The following is a 15,390-nucleotide window of genomic DNA, read 5'->3' as shown; positions in this document are numbered from 1 at the left end:
TTGGGGGTCCCCGCCGCCCGCCGCCCCCAACCCGCCCGGCGGGTGGACCGCCCCCCCCCCTGGTGGGGGGCGGGGGGGGGGGCCCCGGGGGGGGCCCCGCGGGGGGGGGGGGGGGGGGCGCCCCCCCCACGACGCGGAGTTCACGCGAGGCGGGTACGGACCGCCTCGGCCACCTCGGCCAGCGGCACGGCCGTCTGCTCGCCGGACTCCATGTCCTTGAGCTGGACGTTCCCCTCGGCCAGATCACGCTCGCCGGCCACGATGGTGAGGCGCGCGCCCGAGCGGTTGGCGCTCTTCATCGCGCCCTTGAGACCGCGGCCCCCGAACGCGAAGTCCGCTGCCACACCCTCGCGGCGCAGCTGCGTGACGACGCCGAACAGCACCCGCCGGGCCTCCTCGCCGAGCGGTACGGCGAAGACGCTGGTCGTGGAGGGCAGTTCGAGCTCGATGCCCTCCGCCTCCAGCGCGAGCACGGTGCGGTCCACGCCGAGCGCCCAGCCGACCGACGGGAGCGCGGGGCCGCCGATCATCTCGGACAGGCCGTCGTACCGGCCGCCGCCGCCGACCGCCGACTGCGAGCCCAGACCGTCGTGGACGAACTCGAAGGTGGTGCGGGTGTAGTAGTCGAGGCCGCGGACGAGCTTCTCGTCGTCCTCGTACACGACACCTGCCGCGTTGAGCAGGGCCCGGACCTCCTCGTGGTACGCCTTGCAGGCGTCGCACAGGTAGTCGCGGAGCACGGGTGCCCCGGTCAGCTGCTTCTGGACCTCGGGGCGCTTGTCGTCGAGGACCCGGAGCGGGTTGATCTCGATGCGCCTGCGGGTCTCCTCGTCGAGGTCGAGCTCGCGCAGGAAGCCCTGGAGCGCGTCGCGGTAGACCGGGCGGCACTCCTTGTCGCCCAGCGAGTTCAGCAGGATGCGGAACTCGCGCAGGCCCAGCGCGCGGTACGCCTGGTCGGCCAGGATGATCAGCTCGGCGTCCAGGGCCGGGTCCTCGGCGCCGATCGCCTCCGCGCCGACCTGCGAGAAGTGCCGGTAACGGCCCTTCTGCGGGCGCTCGTAGCGGTAGTACGAGCCCGAGTACCAGAGCTTCACCGGCAGGTTGCCGAGCTTGTGGAGGTTGGCCTCCAGGGCGGCGCGCAGCACGGACGCGGTGCCCTCGGGGCGCAGGGCCAGCTCGGAGCCGCCCTTGGTCGTGAGGGTGTACATCTCCTTGCTCACGATGTCGGTGGACTCACCGACACCACGGGAGAAGAGGGCCACGTCCTCGAAGCCGGGGGTCTCGATGTAGCCGTAGCCGGAGTTCTTCAGCGGTGCGGAGATTGCCTCGCGTACCGCGAGGTACTTCGCGGAGTCGGGCGGGGTCAGGTCGTACGTGCCCTTGGGGGCCTTGAAGGTGCTCACGATGTCGCTCTCGTCACATTCCTCGTCGGGGCGCGTCCATACCGCTCAGATACGGATTGGTGGCGCGCTCGCGGCCGATGGTCGTCTGGGGGCCGTGGCCGGACAGCACCACGGTCGAGTCGTCGAGCGGCAGGCACACACGGGCCAGCGACTCGAGGAGCTCGGCGTGGTCGCCGCCTGGCAGGTCGGTGCGTCCGACGGAGCCGGCGAAGAGCAGGTCGCCCGAGAAGAGGATCTGCGGAACCTCCGGGGCCTCGGGCATCCTGAACGTCACCGACCCCTTCGTATGGCCGGGCGCATGCGAGACGCCGAACTCCATACCGGCCAGCAGCAGCTGCGCGCCGTCGCTCAGCTCCTTGACGTCGTCCGGTTCGCCCACCGTCAGCTCGCCCATGAGCGGCATCCCGATGGAGCGGCCGAGGGCCTTCTCCGGGTCGCTCATCATGTAGCGGTCCTCGGGGTGGATCCAGGCGGGGACGTCGTGCGCGCCGCACACCGGCACGACCGAGGCGACATGGTCGATGTGGCCGTGGGTGAGGACGACGGCGACGGGCTTCAGCCGATGCTTCTTCAGCGCTTCCTCGACTCCGGAGGCGGCCTGGTGGCCCGGGTCGATGATCACGCACTCCTCACCTGCGGCGGGGGCGACCAGGTAACAGTTGGTCCCCCAGGCCCCGGCGGGGAACCCGGCAATGAGCACGATCGTCCTTAATGGTCGTCCGACGAGGGAGGTCGGCTGCGAGGTCGCAGCAGTTCAGAGCCTACCGGCGCTCCTCATTCCACAGCTAACCCATATACGGTACGGGGCAACCCAGGCCCGATCACACGACGTCAAGGAGATCACCCGGTGGTCAGCAGCGATCAGCGGCGGCGGCAGCTCGCCAGGGAGAAGTTCGAGCGGCAGCAGCAGCGCCGGGAGGACGCCCGTCGGAGGACGAGGCGGCTGACCGTCGTCATCGCCTCCGCCGTGGCCGTGGTGGCGGTCATCGCCGGTGCCACGTACTTCGCCACCAGCGGCGACGACGACAAGGACAGCAAGGCGGACGCGGCCGCGAGCCAGAGCCCGTCCGCGGAGCCGTCGCCCTCGGCGAGCGAGAAGAGCGCGCCCGAGCCCGCGATGAAGATCGACAAGAAGTCGAAGTACACGATGTCGCTCAAGACGAGCCAGGGCGACATAGCGTTCGAGATGGACGCGGCGAAGACCCCGCACACCACGAATTCCTTCAAGTCCCTGGCGGACAAGAAGTTCTTCGACGGCACGAAGTGTCACCGGCTGACCACGGACGGCATCTTCGTCCTGCAGTGCGGCGACCCGAAGGGCGACGGCACCGGCGGTCCCGGCTACACGATCCCCGACGAGAACCTGACCGCGCTCGGCAAGGCGGGCGCCGACGGCACGGTGACCTATCCCGCCGGCACGGTGGCGATGGCCAACACCGGACAGGCGCACACCGGCGGCAGCCAGTTCTTCCTCGTCTACAAGGACAGCAAACTGCCGCCCAGCTACACGCCGTTCGGCACGATGGACAAGGACTCCCTGAAGGCCGTCGAGGCCATCGGCAAGGCGGGTGTGACCGGCGGCGGTGCCGACGGTGCGCCGTCGAAGGCCGTGAACATCTCGAAGGCGGCCGTCGACAAGGCCTGAGACCCGGCAGAACCGGCAGGATCCGCCCGGCAGCCGTCCGGTGCGGCCGGACAGGACCCGTCGGTCCAATTTTCGGCCGTGCTGAGTGCGGACAGCCGGGCGGCCTGTCGCCTAGATTGGCGTTGTGCAGGGCGGGCGCGGCCCGCCCCAGGAAACTGTGGACGATGCCAGGGGGGCGAACCCCCTCACAGGCATCAGGTGGAGGAGGCGCTGTGAGCAGCGACCCGTGGGGCCGTGTCGACGAGACAGGCACCGTGTACGTGCGTACAGCCGATGGCGAGCAGGTCGTCGGATCGTGGCAGGCCGGTTCTCCGGAGGAGGCCCTGGCTTATTTCGAGCGCAAGTACGAGGGCATTGTGGTCGAGATCGGCCTCCTCGAGCGGCGGGTGAAGACCACCGACCTGTCGGCGAAGGACGCGACGACCGCCATCGAGCATCTGCGTGTCCAGGTCGACGAGCATCACGCCGTCGGGGACCTGGACGCGCTGCGCAAGAGGCTGGACGCGCTCGTCGCGACGGTCGACGCGCGGCGCGAGGAGCGCAAGGCCCAGAAGGCGAAGCAGACCGACGAGGCGAAGCACGCCAAGGAGGCGCTGGTCGTCGAGGCCGAGGAGCTGGCGCAGAGCGAGCAGTGGCGCTCGGCGGGCGAGCGGCTGCGCGCGCTCGTCGACACGTGGAAGGGCCTGCCGCGGCTCGACCGCAAGTCGGACGACGAGCTGTGGCACCGCTTCTCGCACGCGCGCTCGGCGTTCTCCAAGCGCCGCAAGGCCCACTTCGCCTCGCTGGACGCCCAGCGCGAGGAGGCCCGCAAGGTCAAGGAGAAGCTGGTCGTCGAGGCCGAGGCGCTCTCCGGGTCCACGGACTGGGGCACGACCGCTGCCCGCTACCGCGACCTGATGACCGACTGGAAGGCGGCGGGCCGCGCCCAGCGCGAGGCCGAGGACGACCTGTGGGAACGTTTCCGCGGTGCCCAGGACGTCTTCTTCGCCGCTCGCAGCGGCGTCTTCGCGGAGCGTGACGCGGAGCAGGGCGAGAACCTCAAGCTCAAGGAGGAGCTCGCCGTGGAGGCCGAGAAGCTGGTGCCGGTGAAGGACCTGAAGGCGGCCAGGGCCGCGTTCCGGTCCCTCAACGAGCGCTGGGAGGCCATCGGCCACGTACCGCGTGACGCCCGTCCGAAGGTCGAGGGCCGGATGCAGGCGGTGGAGCGGGCGCTCCAGGAGGCCGAGGAGTCGGAGTGGCGCCGGACCAACCCGGAGGCACGGGCCCGTGCCGCGGGTCTGACCGGGCAGCTCCAGGCGGCCGTCGACAAGCTGCGTACGCAGATCGACACCGCTCGCGCCTCGGGCAACAACGCGCGCGCCGACAAGCTGGCCCGTGAGCTGGAGGGCCGTCAGGCGCTCCTGGACCAGGCGCTCAAGGGCCTGGAGGAGTTCGGCGGCTGAACCCGGGCCGCGGACAGGAGCGGGCCCCGGTACGCATCGCGTACCGGGGCCCGCTCCTGTCCGCCTCTGTTACGGCCTGCGGGCCGAAGTCACCCGGTAGACGTCGTAGACGCCCTCCACGCCGCGTACGGCCTTCAGGACGTGTCCCAGGTGCTTGGGGTCGCCCATCTCGAAGGTGAAGCGTGAGGTGGCCACCCGGTCGCGGGAGGTCTGCACGGCCGCGGACAGGATGTTGACATGCTGGTCGGACAGGATCCGGGTGACGTCGGACAGGAGCCGGGACCGGTCCAGTGCCTCGACCTGGATGGCGACCAGGAAGACCGAGGACTGGGTGGGGGCCCACTCGACGTCGAGGATCCGTTCCGGCTGCTGCGACAGCGAGTCCACGTTGACGCAGTCGGCGCGGTGCACGGAGACGCCGCTGCCGCGGGTGACGAAGCCGATGATCGGGTCGCCGGGTACGGGCGTACAGCAGCGGGCCAGTTTGACCCAGACGTCCTCGACGCCCTTGACGACCACGCCCGGATCCGCCTTGGCGCGGCGCTTGTTGCGGCCGTGCGAGGGCGGGGAGCTCTCCGCCAGGTCCTCGTTGGCCGCGTCCTCGCCGCCGAGCGCCTGCACCAGTTTCTGTACGACGCCGGCCGCCGCCACATGTCCCTCGCCGATCGCGGCGTACAGGGACGAGATGTCGGGGTAGCGCATCTCGTGGGCGAGCGTGACCAGGGAGTCGCCCGTCAGGATCCGCTGGATCGGCAGGTTCTGCTTGCGCATGGCCCGGGCGATGGAGTCCTTGCCCTGCTCGATCGCCTCGTCCCGGCGCTCCTTGGAGAACCAGGCACGGATCTTGTTGCGGGCGCGCGGTGACTTGACGAAGCCGAGCCAGTCCCGGGAGGGCCCGGCGCCGGCCGCCTTGGAGGTGAAGACCTCCACCAGGTCGCCGTTGTCGAGCGTCGATTCGAGCGGTACGAGCCGCCCGTTGACCCGTGCCCCTATGGTCCGGTGGCCGACCTCCGTGTGGACGGCGTACGCGAAGTCGACCGGTGTCGCCCCCGCGGGAAGCGCTATGACGTCGCCCTTGGGCGTGAAGACGAAGACCTCGTTGCGGGAGAGGTCGAAGCGCAGCGACTCCAGGAACTCGCTGGGGTCCTCGGTCTCCTTCTGCCAGTCCAGGAGCTGGCGCAGCCACGCCATGTCGTTGACGGTGTCCTGGCCGCGCCCGGTGTTCTTGGGGACGTCGGTGCGCACCTTGGAGGCGCCCGCGACGGCCTCCTGCTTGTACTTCCAGTGCGCGGCGATGCCGTACTCGGCGCGCCGGTGCATGTCGAACGTACGGATCTGCAGCTCGACGGGCTTGCCGCTGGGACCGATCACCGTGGTGTGCAGTGACTGGTACATGTTGAACTTGGGCATCGCGATGTAGTCCTTGAACCGGCCGGGGACCGGATTCCATCGCGCGTGCACGGTGCCGAGCGCCGCGTAGCAGTCACGGACCGTGTCGACGAGCACCCGGATGCCGACCAGGTCGTAGATCTCGGCGAAGTCCCGGCCCCGCACGATCATCTTCTGGTAGACGCTGTAGTAGTGCTTCGGCCGTCCGGTGACGGTGGCCTTGATCCGGGCGGCGCGCAGGTCGGACTGGACCTCGTCGGTCACTATGGCGAGGTATTCGTCGCGCTTGGGCGCCCGCTCGGCGACCAGGCGGACGATCTCGTCGTACATCTTGGGGTAGAGGATCGCGAAGGCGAGGTCCTCCAGCTCCCACTTGATGGTGTTCATGCCCAGGCGGTGGGCGAGCGGAGCGTAGATCTCCAGCGTCTCGCGGGCCTTCTTCTCCTGCTTCTCCCGCTTGAGGTACCGCATGGTGCGCATGTTGTGCAGCCGGTCGGCGAGCTTGATGACGAGGACCCTGGGGTCCTTCGCCATGGCGACGACCATCTTGCGTACGGTCTCGGCCTGCGCGGCCTCGCCGAACTTGACCTTGTCCAGCTTGGTGACGCCGTCGACCAGCAGCGCGACCTGGTCGCCGAAGTCGCGGCGCAGCGTGTCCAGGCCGTACTCGGTGTCCTCGACCGTGTCGTGCAGCAGCCCCGCCATCAGCGTGGCCGGATCCATACCCAGTTCGGCGAGGATCGTGGTCACGGCGAGCGGATGGGTGATGTAGGGGTCGCCGCTCTTGCGCTTCTGGCCGCGGTGCCAGCGCTCGGCGACCTGGTAGGCCTTCTCGATCTGTCGCAGCGTGGACGACTCGATCTTGGGGTCGTTGCTGCGGACGGTACGCAGCAACGGTTCCAGTACCGGGTTGTACGGGCTGGAGCGCTGGACGCCGAGGCGGGCCAGCCTGGCCCGGACACGGTTGGAGGAGCCGCCGCCGGTGCGGGCCGCCGGGCCCGCGGGGGCGGCCGGCGTCGCCGCGGGCTTGGCGGGCGGCTTCGGTGCGGTGGCTGCCGGGGAGGCCGGGACGTCCGGCTGCGCGGGGGAAGCGGGCGCGGGCCCGTTCGCCTCGGCGGGGGCCGGGCCCGTGCCGGGCTCGGGCGCCGGGGGCTTCGGCTTCTCCGCGGGCTGCTGCTTCGCGGGCGTGGCTGGGGCCGCCGCGGGCTTGTCGGGCTGCGGGGCGGCGACTGGCTGGGCCTCGTCTGGCAAGAGCGCTCCTCGTGCGGATCCGGACACCCGGAAAGGCCATCGTATCGACCCTGCGGCCGGAGCTCCCCCGGGGACGGTGAGAGCCCTCACAACGCGGAACGGGCACCCGGTTGTTCCCGGGTGCCCGTTCCGTGGTGCGGCCGGCTGTGACGGCTGCCGTCCGGCGGCCGATCAGACCGTGATCAGAGCCTCGAGCGGGGCGCCCCGCAGATGCGGTGCCAGGGCTTCCCGGCCGGCCAGGAAGCCCAGCTCCATGAGGACGCAGACGCCGGCGACCGAGGCTCCGGCCCGCCGGATGAGCTCCAGCGACGCACCGGCGGTACCGCCGGTGGCCAGGACGTCGTCGATGACCATGACGCGGTCGTCGGCCGACAGGTCCTCCGCGTGGACCTCGATCTCCGCGGTGCCATACTCCAGCTCGTACGCCTGTCCGAGCGTGGCTCCCGGCAGCTTCCCGGCCTTGCGGACGGGGATGAAGCCGAGACCGGCCCGGACCGCGACCGGGGCGGCCAGGATGAAGCCGCGGGCCTCCAGTCCGACGATCTTCGTGGCGCCGTGCCGTACGCACAGTTCCGCGAGGGCGTCCGTGAGGGCCGTGAACGCGACCGGGTCCGCCAGCAGCGGCGTGATGTCCTTGAACATCACGCCCGGCTTCGGGTAGTCCGCCACATCACGGATCCGGCTGAGCAGCAGTTCCCTGGTGCTCTCGGTGGTGCTGGTCATCGACGCTTCCCCGGAGTCCGGCCGTGGCCCCTCGGGGGCTCCTGGCGCTGTCCGACGACCGCACCGGCGGGCGCGGCGTCCTCGGAGGACCGCTCGTCCTCCCGCTCGTCCTCGTTGGACTCACCCTTGGCGGCGGCAGCGGCGCGCTTGGCGAGGATCCGCTTCTTCAGCGCCTTCATCTGCGGTTCGCGTTCCTTGAGGTCGGCGACGAGCGGAGTGGCGATGAAGATCGAGGAGTACGCACCGGCGGCGAGGCCGACGAAGAGGGCCAGCGAGATGTCGTTCAGCATGCCGGCGCCGAGGACACCGCCACCGATGAACAGCAGACCGGCGACCGGAAGCAGGGCGACGACCGTGGTGTTGATCGAGCGGACCAGCGTGCCGTTGATGGAACGGTTGGCGATCTCGCTGTACGTCCACCGGGTCTGCTTGGTGATCCCCTTCGTGCCCTCCTTGAGGCTGTCGAAGACGACGACCGTGTCGTAGAGGGAGTAACCGAGGATCGTCAGCAGACCGATCACGGTGCCCGGGGTGACCTCGAAGCCGACCAGTGCGTAGACACCGACCGTGATGGTGATGTCGTGGATCAGCGCGACGAGGGCCGCGATGGCCATGCGCCATTCGAAGGCGATCGCCAGGTAGATCACGACGAGGACCATGAAGACGCCGAGGCCGGTCCAGGCCTTGTTGGCGATCTGCTCACCCCAGCTGGGGCCGACCAGGTCGGCGGCGATCTTCTCTTCCGGAACGTCGAGGCTCTTGGAGAGTTCGCCCTTGATCTGGTCGGACTTCGCGGTGTCGACCTCGGTGATCTGGATGCGCAGACCGCCGTTGCCCAGCTTCTGGACGATGGCCTGGTGACCCGAGGCCTCGGTGGCCACGTCCTCCGCCTCGGAGACGGACACGCTCGTCTTCGGGGTGGTGAAGACGGCGCCGCCCTTGAACTCGATGCCCATGTTGAGGCCGCTGACCGCCAGGCCGACGATGGCCGTGATGGTGATCAGGATCGAGATGCCGTACCAGATCTTGCGGTTGCCGATGAAGTCGTAGCCGACCTCGCCGCGGTAGAGACGGGCGCCGAGATTGCCGAGTCGCGACATCTCACGCCTCCTTCGGGTCGGTGGGGGCGTTGACACGGCGCGAACGGCGGAGCGGAGGCTTGGCGCCGAGCCGCTTCGGGTCCAGTCCGGACCACGGGTGACCACTCGCGAAGAACTTCGTGCGGGCCATGATCGTCATGACGGGCTTCGTGAAGAGGAAGACCACGACCACGTCGAGCAGGGTGGTGAGGCCCAGCGTGAACGCGAAGCCCTGGACCTTGCCGACGGTGACCACGAACAGGACCGCCGCCGCCAGGAACGACACGAAGTCGGAGACGAGGATGGTACGCCGGGCGCGCGGCCAGGCCCGCTCGACGGCCGGGCGGAGCGTGCGGCCCTCGCGGATCTCGTCCCGGATGCGTTCGAAGTACACGATGAACGAGTCCGCGGTGATACCGATCGCGACGATGGCGCCACAGACCGCGGGCAGGTTCAGCGCGAAGCCGATGGCCGGGCCGAGGAGCGACATGATCGTGTAGGTCAGGATGCCGGAGACCAGGAGGCTGAGCAGCGCGATGAACGCCAGTCCGCGGTAGTAGGCCACCAGGTAGATGACGACCAGGGCCAGGCCGATGGCACCGGCGATGAGGCCGGCTCGGAGCTGCTCGCCACCGAGGGCGGCCGTGACGGTGGTGACGCTCTGCTCCTGGAAGGAGAGCGGCAGCGCGCCGTACGAGAGCACGTTGGCCAGTTCCTCGGCGGACTGCTGGTTGAAGCTGCCGGAGATCTCGGCGTTGGCGCTGAGCGCCTGGCTCACGGAAGGCGCCGAGACGACCTCTCCGTCGAGCGCGATGGCGAACTGGTTCTGCGGCTGCTGCTGCTGGGCCAGCTTGCCGGTGGTCTTCTTGAACTTCTTGGCGCCGCCGTCCGTGAACTCCATCTGGACGATCCACTGACCGGTCTGCTGGTTGATCGCGGCCTTGGCGCTGTCGACGTCCGTGCCGTCGACCTCGGCCGGGCCGAGGACGTACTTGGCGCTGCCGTCCTGCTCACAGGCGACGACCGTGTCGGTGGCCTTGGAACCCTGGCTCGCCTTGGAGCGGGATGCCTTGGTGGAGCAGTCCAGCGCCTCGAACTTCTTCTGCAGATCGGCGGCGGCTGCCTGCTCCTCGGCCGAGGCGGTCGGGGTGGCGCTCGCCTCCGGCGTGGTGCTTGCCTTCGGCGTGGTGCTGGCCGTCGGCGAGGGCGTGGGGTCCGCCTTCAGGGCGCCGGTGACCGCGCGGCCCTGGGTGGTGGCGCCGGCGCTGGGCTTCGCGGACGAGCTCGCCTTGTCCGAGGCCTTGGTGCTCGGCTCGGCGGACGGGCTGGCCTTGTCCGTGGACGAGGCGCTCGGCGCGGGCGTCGGCGTTCCCTGGGCGACGGTCAGCACCGGCCGGAAGTAGAGCTTGGCGGTCGTACCGACCTGCTCACGGGCCTGGGCGGAGTTCGTGCCCTTGGGGATGTTGACGATGATGTTGCTCTCGCCCTGGGTCTGAACCTCGGCCTCGGAGACACCAAGACCGTTGACGCGGCGTTCCATGATCTGGACCGCCGTGTCCATGTTGGTCTTGTTGATCGCCGACTCCTGGCCGGGCTCGGCCTTCGCCTCCAGCGTGATGGACGTGCCACCGGCCAGGTCGATGCCGAGTCGCGGCGTCGGCTGGTCGGCGAGGAACATCCCGCCGGTGAGAGCGACCATGGCGATCAGGATCAGAGCCAGGGAACGCCCCGGCCTGCCCTGACCGCCGGCCGGTCCTCGGCCCTTCTTCGGTGCTGCCACCTTCTCGTTTCTCCCTGTCCAACCGCCCCGCGCCGGGTACGCGCCCGAGCGGCCACGAAGTTTAGTGGGGACCCGCCCCCGCAGAAGACCGCACGGTCCGGGGATGGCTGGATGCCTGTGGGCTCACCGCATCCCCGGGTCGTGTGCTACTTAGCGTCGGCCTCGCCGTCGGCCTTGCCGTCGGACTTCTTGTCGGCCTTGTCGTCGGCCGGCTCCGCGTCGTCCGCCTCGGTCTTCTTGACCAGGTCGGTCTTCGCGTCGTCCGCGTCATCGGCCTCGGTGAGCGAGGAGGCGTCGTCCGGCACGACCGCGCCGTCGACGTCGAGCTCCTCGGTGTCGCCGTGGACGATGCGGTTGTACTCCGCGTCGTCGAGGACGGCGCCGATGGCGTTCTTCGCGTAGATCGCGTGGACGCCGGGGGCGACCTCAAGGAGGACCGTGTCGTCGTGAAGCTCCTTGACGGTGGCGTACATGCCCCCGATCGTCCGGACGCCGGTGCCGGGCTGCATTTCATTGCGCATGGTCGCAGCCGCCGCCTGCTTCTTCTTGGCGGACCGCGTCATCAGGAACATGGCCCCGATGAGCACGATGAAGGGGAGGAGAGTCACGGGATTCACGGGACGATTTTCCTTCGCACGACCGCGCTGGAAGGCGGCCTGGTCTACGGGGGTGGGTACACCGACCCTTTAAGGGCGGCATCGGCGGAGTCTAAGCGAGTCCGCATCGATGGAACAACGCCCAGCATGGCACCGTGGTTCCTCTGTGGGTCAACCTGTGACGCATCACGCCCCGAACAGGCCCTGTTGTCCCTTTCCGCCATGCTGCGGAGGAACGAGTCCGAGGTGGGCCCAGGCCGCCGGCGTCGCGACCCGCCCCCGCGGCGTCCTGGCCAGCAGTCCTTCCCGTACGAGGAAGGGTTCCGCGACCTCCTCGACCGTTTCGCGCTCCTCGCCCACGGCGACCGCGAGCGTGGACAGGCCCACCGGGCCGCCGCCGAAGAGTTTCAGCAGGGCGCCGAGCACGGCCCGGTCCAGCCGGTCCAGGCCCCTGGCGTCGACCTCGTAGACCCGCAGAGCGGCGGCGGCGATCTCCCGGTCGATCTGGCCCTCGGCCTTGACCTGGGCGTAGTCCCGGACGCGGCGCAGCAGCCGGTTGGCGATGCGGGGCGTGCCGCGGGAGCGCCCGGCGATCTCGGCGGCGCCCTCGACGTCTATCGCGACGTCCAGGAGGCCCGCCGAGCGGTGGATCACCCGTTCCAGTTCGGTGGGGGCGTAGAACTCCATGTGCCCGGTGAAGCCGAAGCGGTCGCGCAGCGGGGGCGGCAGCAGCCCGGCCCGGGTGGTCGCGCCGACCAGGGTGAAGGGAGGCAGCTCCAGCGGGATGGCGGTGGCGCCGGGGCCCTTGCCGACGATCACGTCGACCCGGAAGTCCTCCATGGCCATGTAGAGCATCTCCTCGGCGGGCCGGGACATGCGGTGGATCTCGTCGAGGAAGAGGACCTCGCCCTCCTGGAGCGAGGACAGGATCGCGGCCAGGTCCCCCGCGTGCTGGATGGCGGGGCCGGAGGTGATCCGGATCGGTGCGTTCATCTCCGCTGCGATGATCATGGAGAGGGTGGTCTTGCCCAGGCCCGGAGCGCCGGAGAGCAGCACGTGGTCGGCGGTGGCGCCGCGGGCGCGGGCCGCCTTGAGGACCAGGTCGAGCTGTTCGCGCACCTTCTCCTGGCCGACGAACTCGTCGAGGTCCTTGGGGCGCAGCGCCGCCTCGACCGCGGTGTCCTCGCCGTCCGCGCCGGCGTCGACGAGCCGCTCGTCGAGAAGCTCGTCGGTGTCGGGTCCGGTCTCGTCCCAGTTCATCTCGTCAGTCCCGCCTCGGGTGTTTCGGTGCCGTGCCGTGGGATGCCAGGCCGGGCGTCAGGGGTGGTGTCCCGGGTCCGCTCAGCGCGCGCGGTTGAGGGTCTGCAGGGCGGCGCGCAGCAGCTGCGGAACGGGCGGCTGGGCGCCCTCCGCAAGGGCCGCCTCCGCCTGCGGTGCCACGGCGGACACCGCTTCGTCCGCCTCGCGGGTGGCGTAGCCGAGACCGATCAGGGCGGCCTGGAGCTGGTCGCGCCAGGACGAGGTGACCGCGGTGCCGATGCCCTGCTGGCCGATGTGGGCGCCGACGGGCTCGCCGAGTCTGTCCTTCAGTTCGAGCAGGAGCTTCTGGGCGCCCTTCTTGCCGATGCCGGAGACGGCGGTGAGCGCCTTCTCGTCGCCGGTGGCCACGGCGATGCGCAGGGCGTCCGGGCTGTGTGTGGCGAGCATGGCCTGGGCGAGCCGGGGCCCGACTCCGCTGGCGGTCTGGAGGAGCTCGAAGACCTGCCGTTCGTCGTCGTCGGCGAAGCCGTAGAGCGTCAGCGAGTCCTCCCGTACGACGAGGGAGGTCGCGAGCCTGGCCTCCTTGCCGGTACGGAGGCCGGCGAGGGTGTTCGGTGCGCACTGGACGGCCATGCCGATGCCGCCGACCTCGATCACGGCCGTGGTCGGGGTGAGCGCGGCGACGGGGCCGCTGACGAAGGCGATCATCGGGGGACCTTCCGGACGGGGGCTGCTGCGGTGCGCGGGACGCGCGGGATGCGGGCAGCCGCTGCGGCCGCCGCGTGCGCCTGCTGGAGGCGGTTGAGCGCGGGGGCGCGCCAGATGTGGCAGATGGCGAGGGCGAGGGCGTCGGCGGCGTCCGCCGGCTTGGGCGGGGCGTCCAGCCGCAGGAGGCGGGTGACCATGGCGCCGACCTGCGCCTTGTCCGCGCGTCCGCTGCCGGTGACGGCGGCCTTGACCTCGCTGGGCGTGTGCAGGGCGACCGGGATGCCGCGGCGGGAGGCGCAGAGCATGGCGACCGCGCTGGCCTGGGCGGTGCCCATCACCGTACGGACGTTGTGCTGGGCGAACACCCGCTCCACGGCGACGTATTCGGGCCGGTGCTCGTCGAGCCACTCCTCGATGCCGCGCTCGATGGCCACCAGCCGGTGGCCGAGCTCCGCGTCGGCCGCGGTGCGCACGACGCCCACCCCGACCATCGTCAGGGGCCGGCCCGCGACGCCCTCGACGACTCCGACGCCGCACCGGGTGAGCCCGGGGTCCACGCCGAGTACCCGCACGATGCGCCCCCTCCCTGCCGATCGGTCAACTGTTCCCGCAGGCTATCGGCTCGCACTGACAATGCGACGGGCCGACGGGGTGTGTCCCCCGTCGGCCCGTCCGCGGAAAGCCGCGCCGGTCACCCGGCAGCCGTTCAGGCGTCGACCTTCTCCATGACCTCGTCGGAGACGTCGAAGTTGGCGAAGACGTTCTGCACGTCGTCGCTGTCCTCCAGCGCGTCGATCAGCTTGAAGATCTTGCGCGCGCCCTCTTCGTCCAGCTCGACCTGCATGGTCGGGACGAAGTTGGCCTCGGCCGAGTCGTAGTCGATGCCGGCTTCCTGCAGCGCGGTGCGGACCGCGACCATGTCGGTCGCCTCGCTGAGGACCTCGAAGGTGTCACCGAGGTCGTTGACCTCCTCGGCACCGGCCTCGAGCACCGCACCGAGCACGTCGTCCTCGCCCAGCTCGCCCTTGGGGACGATCACGACGCCCTTGCGGTTGAACAGGTACGAGACCGAGCCCGGGTCGGCCATCGAGCCGCCGTTGCGGGTCATGGCGACGCGGACGTCGGACGCGGCACGGTTGCGGTTGTCGGTGAGGCACTCGATGAGCACCGCGACACCGTTCGGACCGTAGCCCTCGTACATGATCGTCTCGTAGTCGGCGCCGCCGGCTTCGAGACCGGCACCGCGCTTGACCGCCGAGTCGATGTTCTTGTTCGGGACCGAGCTCTTCTTGGCCTTCTGGATGGCGTCGAACAGCGTCGGGTTGCCGGACACATCGGCACCGCCGGTACGAGCCGCGACCTCGATGTTCTTGATCATCTTCGCGAAGAGCTTGCCGCGCTTGGCGTCAATCACGGCCTTCTTGTGCTTCGTCGTAGCCCATTTAGAGTGGCCGGACATCTGCCTTCTCCTTCGCGTCACCAAAATCCGTACGAACCCGAGAGATCCTACCGGGGTCGAGTCAGGTGGCCGCGCACACCATGTCGACGAAGTACGCGTGGACCCGGTGGTCCCCGGTCAGTTCCGGGTGGAATGACGTGGCAAGGGCGTTTCCCTGCCGTACCGCCACAATATGCCCGCCGTGCTCGGCCACGACCTTGGCCTGCGCGCCCACGGACTCGACCCAGGGTGCGCGGATGAAGACGCCCTCGACGGGGCCGCCCTCGATCCCGGCGACCTCGACGGCCGCCTCGAACGACTCGTTCTGCCGCCCGAAAGCGTTACGGCGCACGATCATGTCGATGCCGCCGAGCGTCTCCTGGCCCGAGCGCGGGTCGAGGATCTTGTCGGCGAGCAGGATCATCCCGGCGCAGGTGCCGTAGACCGGCATTCCGGCCCGTATCCGCTCGCGGAGCGGTTCCAGCATGCCGAACAGGGCGGCCAGTTTGGACATCGTGGTGGACTCGCCGCCGGGGATGACCAGGCCGTCGACCTCGGCGAGCTCCTCGGGACGCCGGACCGGCCTGGCCAGGGCGTCCGCCGAGGCCAGGGCGATCAGGTGCTCCCGTACGTCGCCCTGGAGAGCCAGGACTCCGATCACAGGGGTGTCGCTCAT

The 15,390-nt window shown here is 70.1% G+C and carries 14 protein-coding genes; 2 read left to right on the top strand and 12 right to left on the bottom strand.

Going from position 1 to position 15,390, the window contains the following annotated elements:
- Positions 1-140 precede the first annotated feature (140 nt).
- Both hisS and ACIQMX_RS27240 read right to left on the bottom strand, forming a co-directional pair.
- Positions 141-1,403: a histidine--tRNA ligase gene (gene hisS, locus ACIQMX_RS27245; RefSeq protein WP_363078075.1), complete on the bottom strand. Its 1,263-nt coding sequence runs from the start codon at positions 1,401-1,403 to the stop codon at positions 141-143.
- Between the two features lie 13 nt (positions 1,404-1,416).
- Positions 1,417-2,103, bottom strand: coding sequence for an MBL fold metallo-hydrolase (locus ACIQMX_RS27240; RefSeq protein WP_363078077.1), 687 nt, complete (start codon positions 2,101-2,103; stop codon positions 1,417-1,419).
- A 147-nt stretch (positions 2,104-2,250) separates the two neighbouring features.
- On the opposite strand from ACIQMX_RS27240, the gene ACIQMX_RS27235 reads away from it, so the two are divergent.
- A complete protein-coding gene (locus ACIQMX_RS27235) occupies positions 2,251-3,048 on the top strand; it encodes a peptidylprolyl isomerase (RefSeq protein ID WP_363078079.1) in 798 nt (265 codons plus the stop codon).
- Between the two features lie 212 nt (positions 3,049-3,260).
- Positions 3,261-4,490, top strand: coding sequence for a DUF349 domain-containing protein (locus ACIQMX_RS27230; RefSeq protein ID WP_363078081.1), 1,230 nt, complete (start codon positions 3,261-3,263; stop codon positions 4,488-4,490).
- A gap of 69 nt (positions 4,491-4,559) precedes the next feature.
- On the opposite strand, the gene ACIQMX_RS27225 is transcribed toward ACIQMX_RS27230, so the two are convergent.
- From ACIQMX_RS27225 to pdxT, 10 genes are all read right to left on the bottom strand, one after another.
- Positions 4,560-7,130, bottom strand: a complete 2,571-nt coding sequence (locus ACIQMX_RS27225) for a RelA/SpoT family protein (RefSeq protein WP_402481872.1) — start codon at positions 7,128-7,130, stop codon at positions 4,560-4,562.
- 171 nt (positions 7,131-7,301) lie between these two features.
- The gene (locus tag ACIQMX_RS27220) at positions 7,302-7,853 is read right to left on the bottom strand and encodes an adenine phosphoribosyltransferase (RefSeq protein WP_363072391.1); all 552 of its coding nucleotides are present in this window, start codon (positions 7,851-7,853) and stop codon (positions 7,302-7,304) included.
- Positions 7,850-8,953, bottom strand: a complete 1,104-nt coding sequence (gene secF, locus ACIQMX_RS27215; protein WP_363072389.1) for a protein translocase subunit SecF — start codon at positions 8,951-8,953, stop codon at positions 7,850-7,852. Before secF ends, ACIQMX_RS27220 begins: the two co-directional genes overlap by 4 nt.
- A 1-nt stretch (position 8,954) precedes the next feature.
- Complete coding sequence (gene secD, locus ACIQMX_RS27210; protein ID WP_363072387.1) at positions 8,955-10,712, bottom strand: protein translocase subunit SecD; 1,758 nt, start codon at positions 10,710-10,712, stop codon at positions 8,955-8,957.
- Between the two features lie 146 nt (positions 10,713-10,858).
- Positions 10,859-11,329, bottom strand: a complete 471-nt coding sequence (yajC, locus tag ACIQMX_RS27205; RefSeq protein WP_363072385.1) for a preprotein translocase subunit YajC — start codon at positions 11,327-11,329, stop codon at positions 10,859-10,861.
- Positions 11,330-11,494: 165 nt separating this feature from the next.
- Positions 11,495-12,568, bottom strand: coding sequence for a Holliday junction branch migration DNA helicase RuvB (gene ruvB / locus ACIQMX_RS27200; protein ID WP_402481866.1), 1,074 nt, complete (start codon positions 12,566-12,568; stop codon positions 11,495-11,497).
- 81 nt (positions 12,569-12,649) lie between these two features.
- Positions 12,650-13,276, bottom strand: a complete 627-nt coding sequence (gene ruvA, locus ACIQMX_RS27195) for a Holliday junction branch migration protein RuvA (protein ID WP_363072381.1) — start codon at positions 13,274-13,276, stop codon at positions 12,650-12,652.
- Positions 13,273-13,848 (bottom strand): crossover junction endodeoxyribonuclease RuvC, encoded by a 576-nt coding sequence (gene ruvC / locus ACIQMX_RS27190; RefSeq protein ID WP_363072379.1) that lies wholly within the window; start codon positions 13,846-13,848, stop codon positions 13,273-13,275. Before ruvC ends, ruvA begins: the two co-directional genes overlap by 4 nt.
- Positions 13,849-13,982: 134 nt before the next feature.
- Complete coding sequence (locus tag ACIQMX_RS27185; RefSeq protein ID WP_363072377.1) at positions 13,983-14,735, bottom strand: YebC/PmpR family DNA-binding transcriptional regulator; 753 nt, start codon at positions 14,733-14,735, stop codon at positions 13,983-13,985.
- 61 nt (positions 14,736-14,796) lie between these two features.
- Complete coding sequence (pdxT, locus tag ACIQMX_RS27180) at positions 14,797-15,390, bottom strand: pyridoxal 5'-phosphate synthase glutaminase subunit PdxT (protein ID WP_363072375.1); 594 nt, start codon at positions 15,388-15,390, stop codon at positions 14,797-14,799.

Source organism: Streptomyces sp. NPDC091416 (genome assembly GCF_044756845.1).
GTDB lineage: Bacteria > Actinomycetota > Actinomycetes > Streptomycetales > Streptomycetaceae > Streptomyces.
Note: the sequence above shows the minus strand (reverse complement) of the source record. Positions and strands in the feature narration are given on the sequence as shown.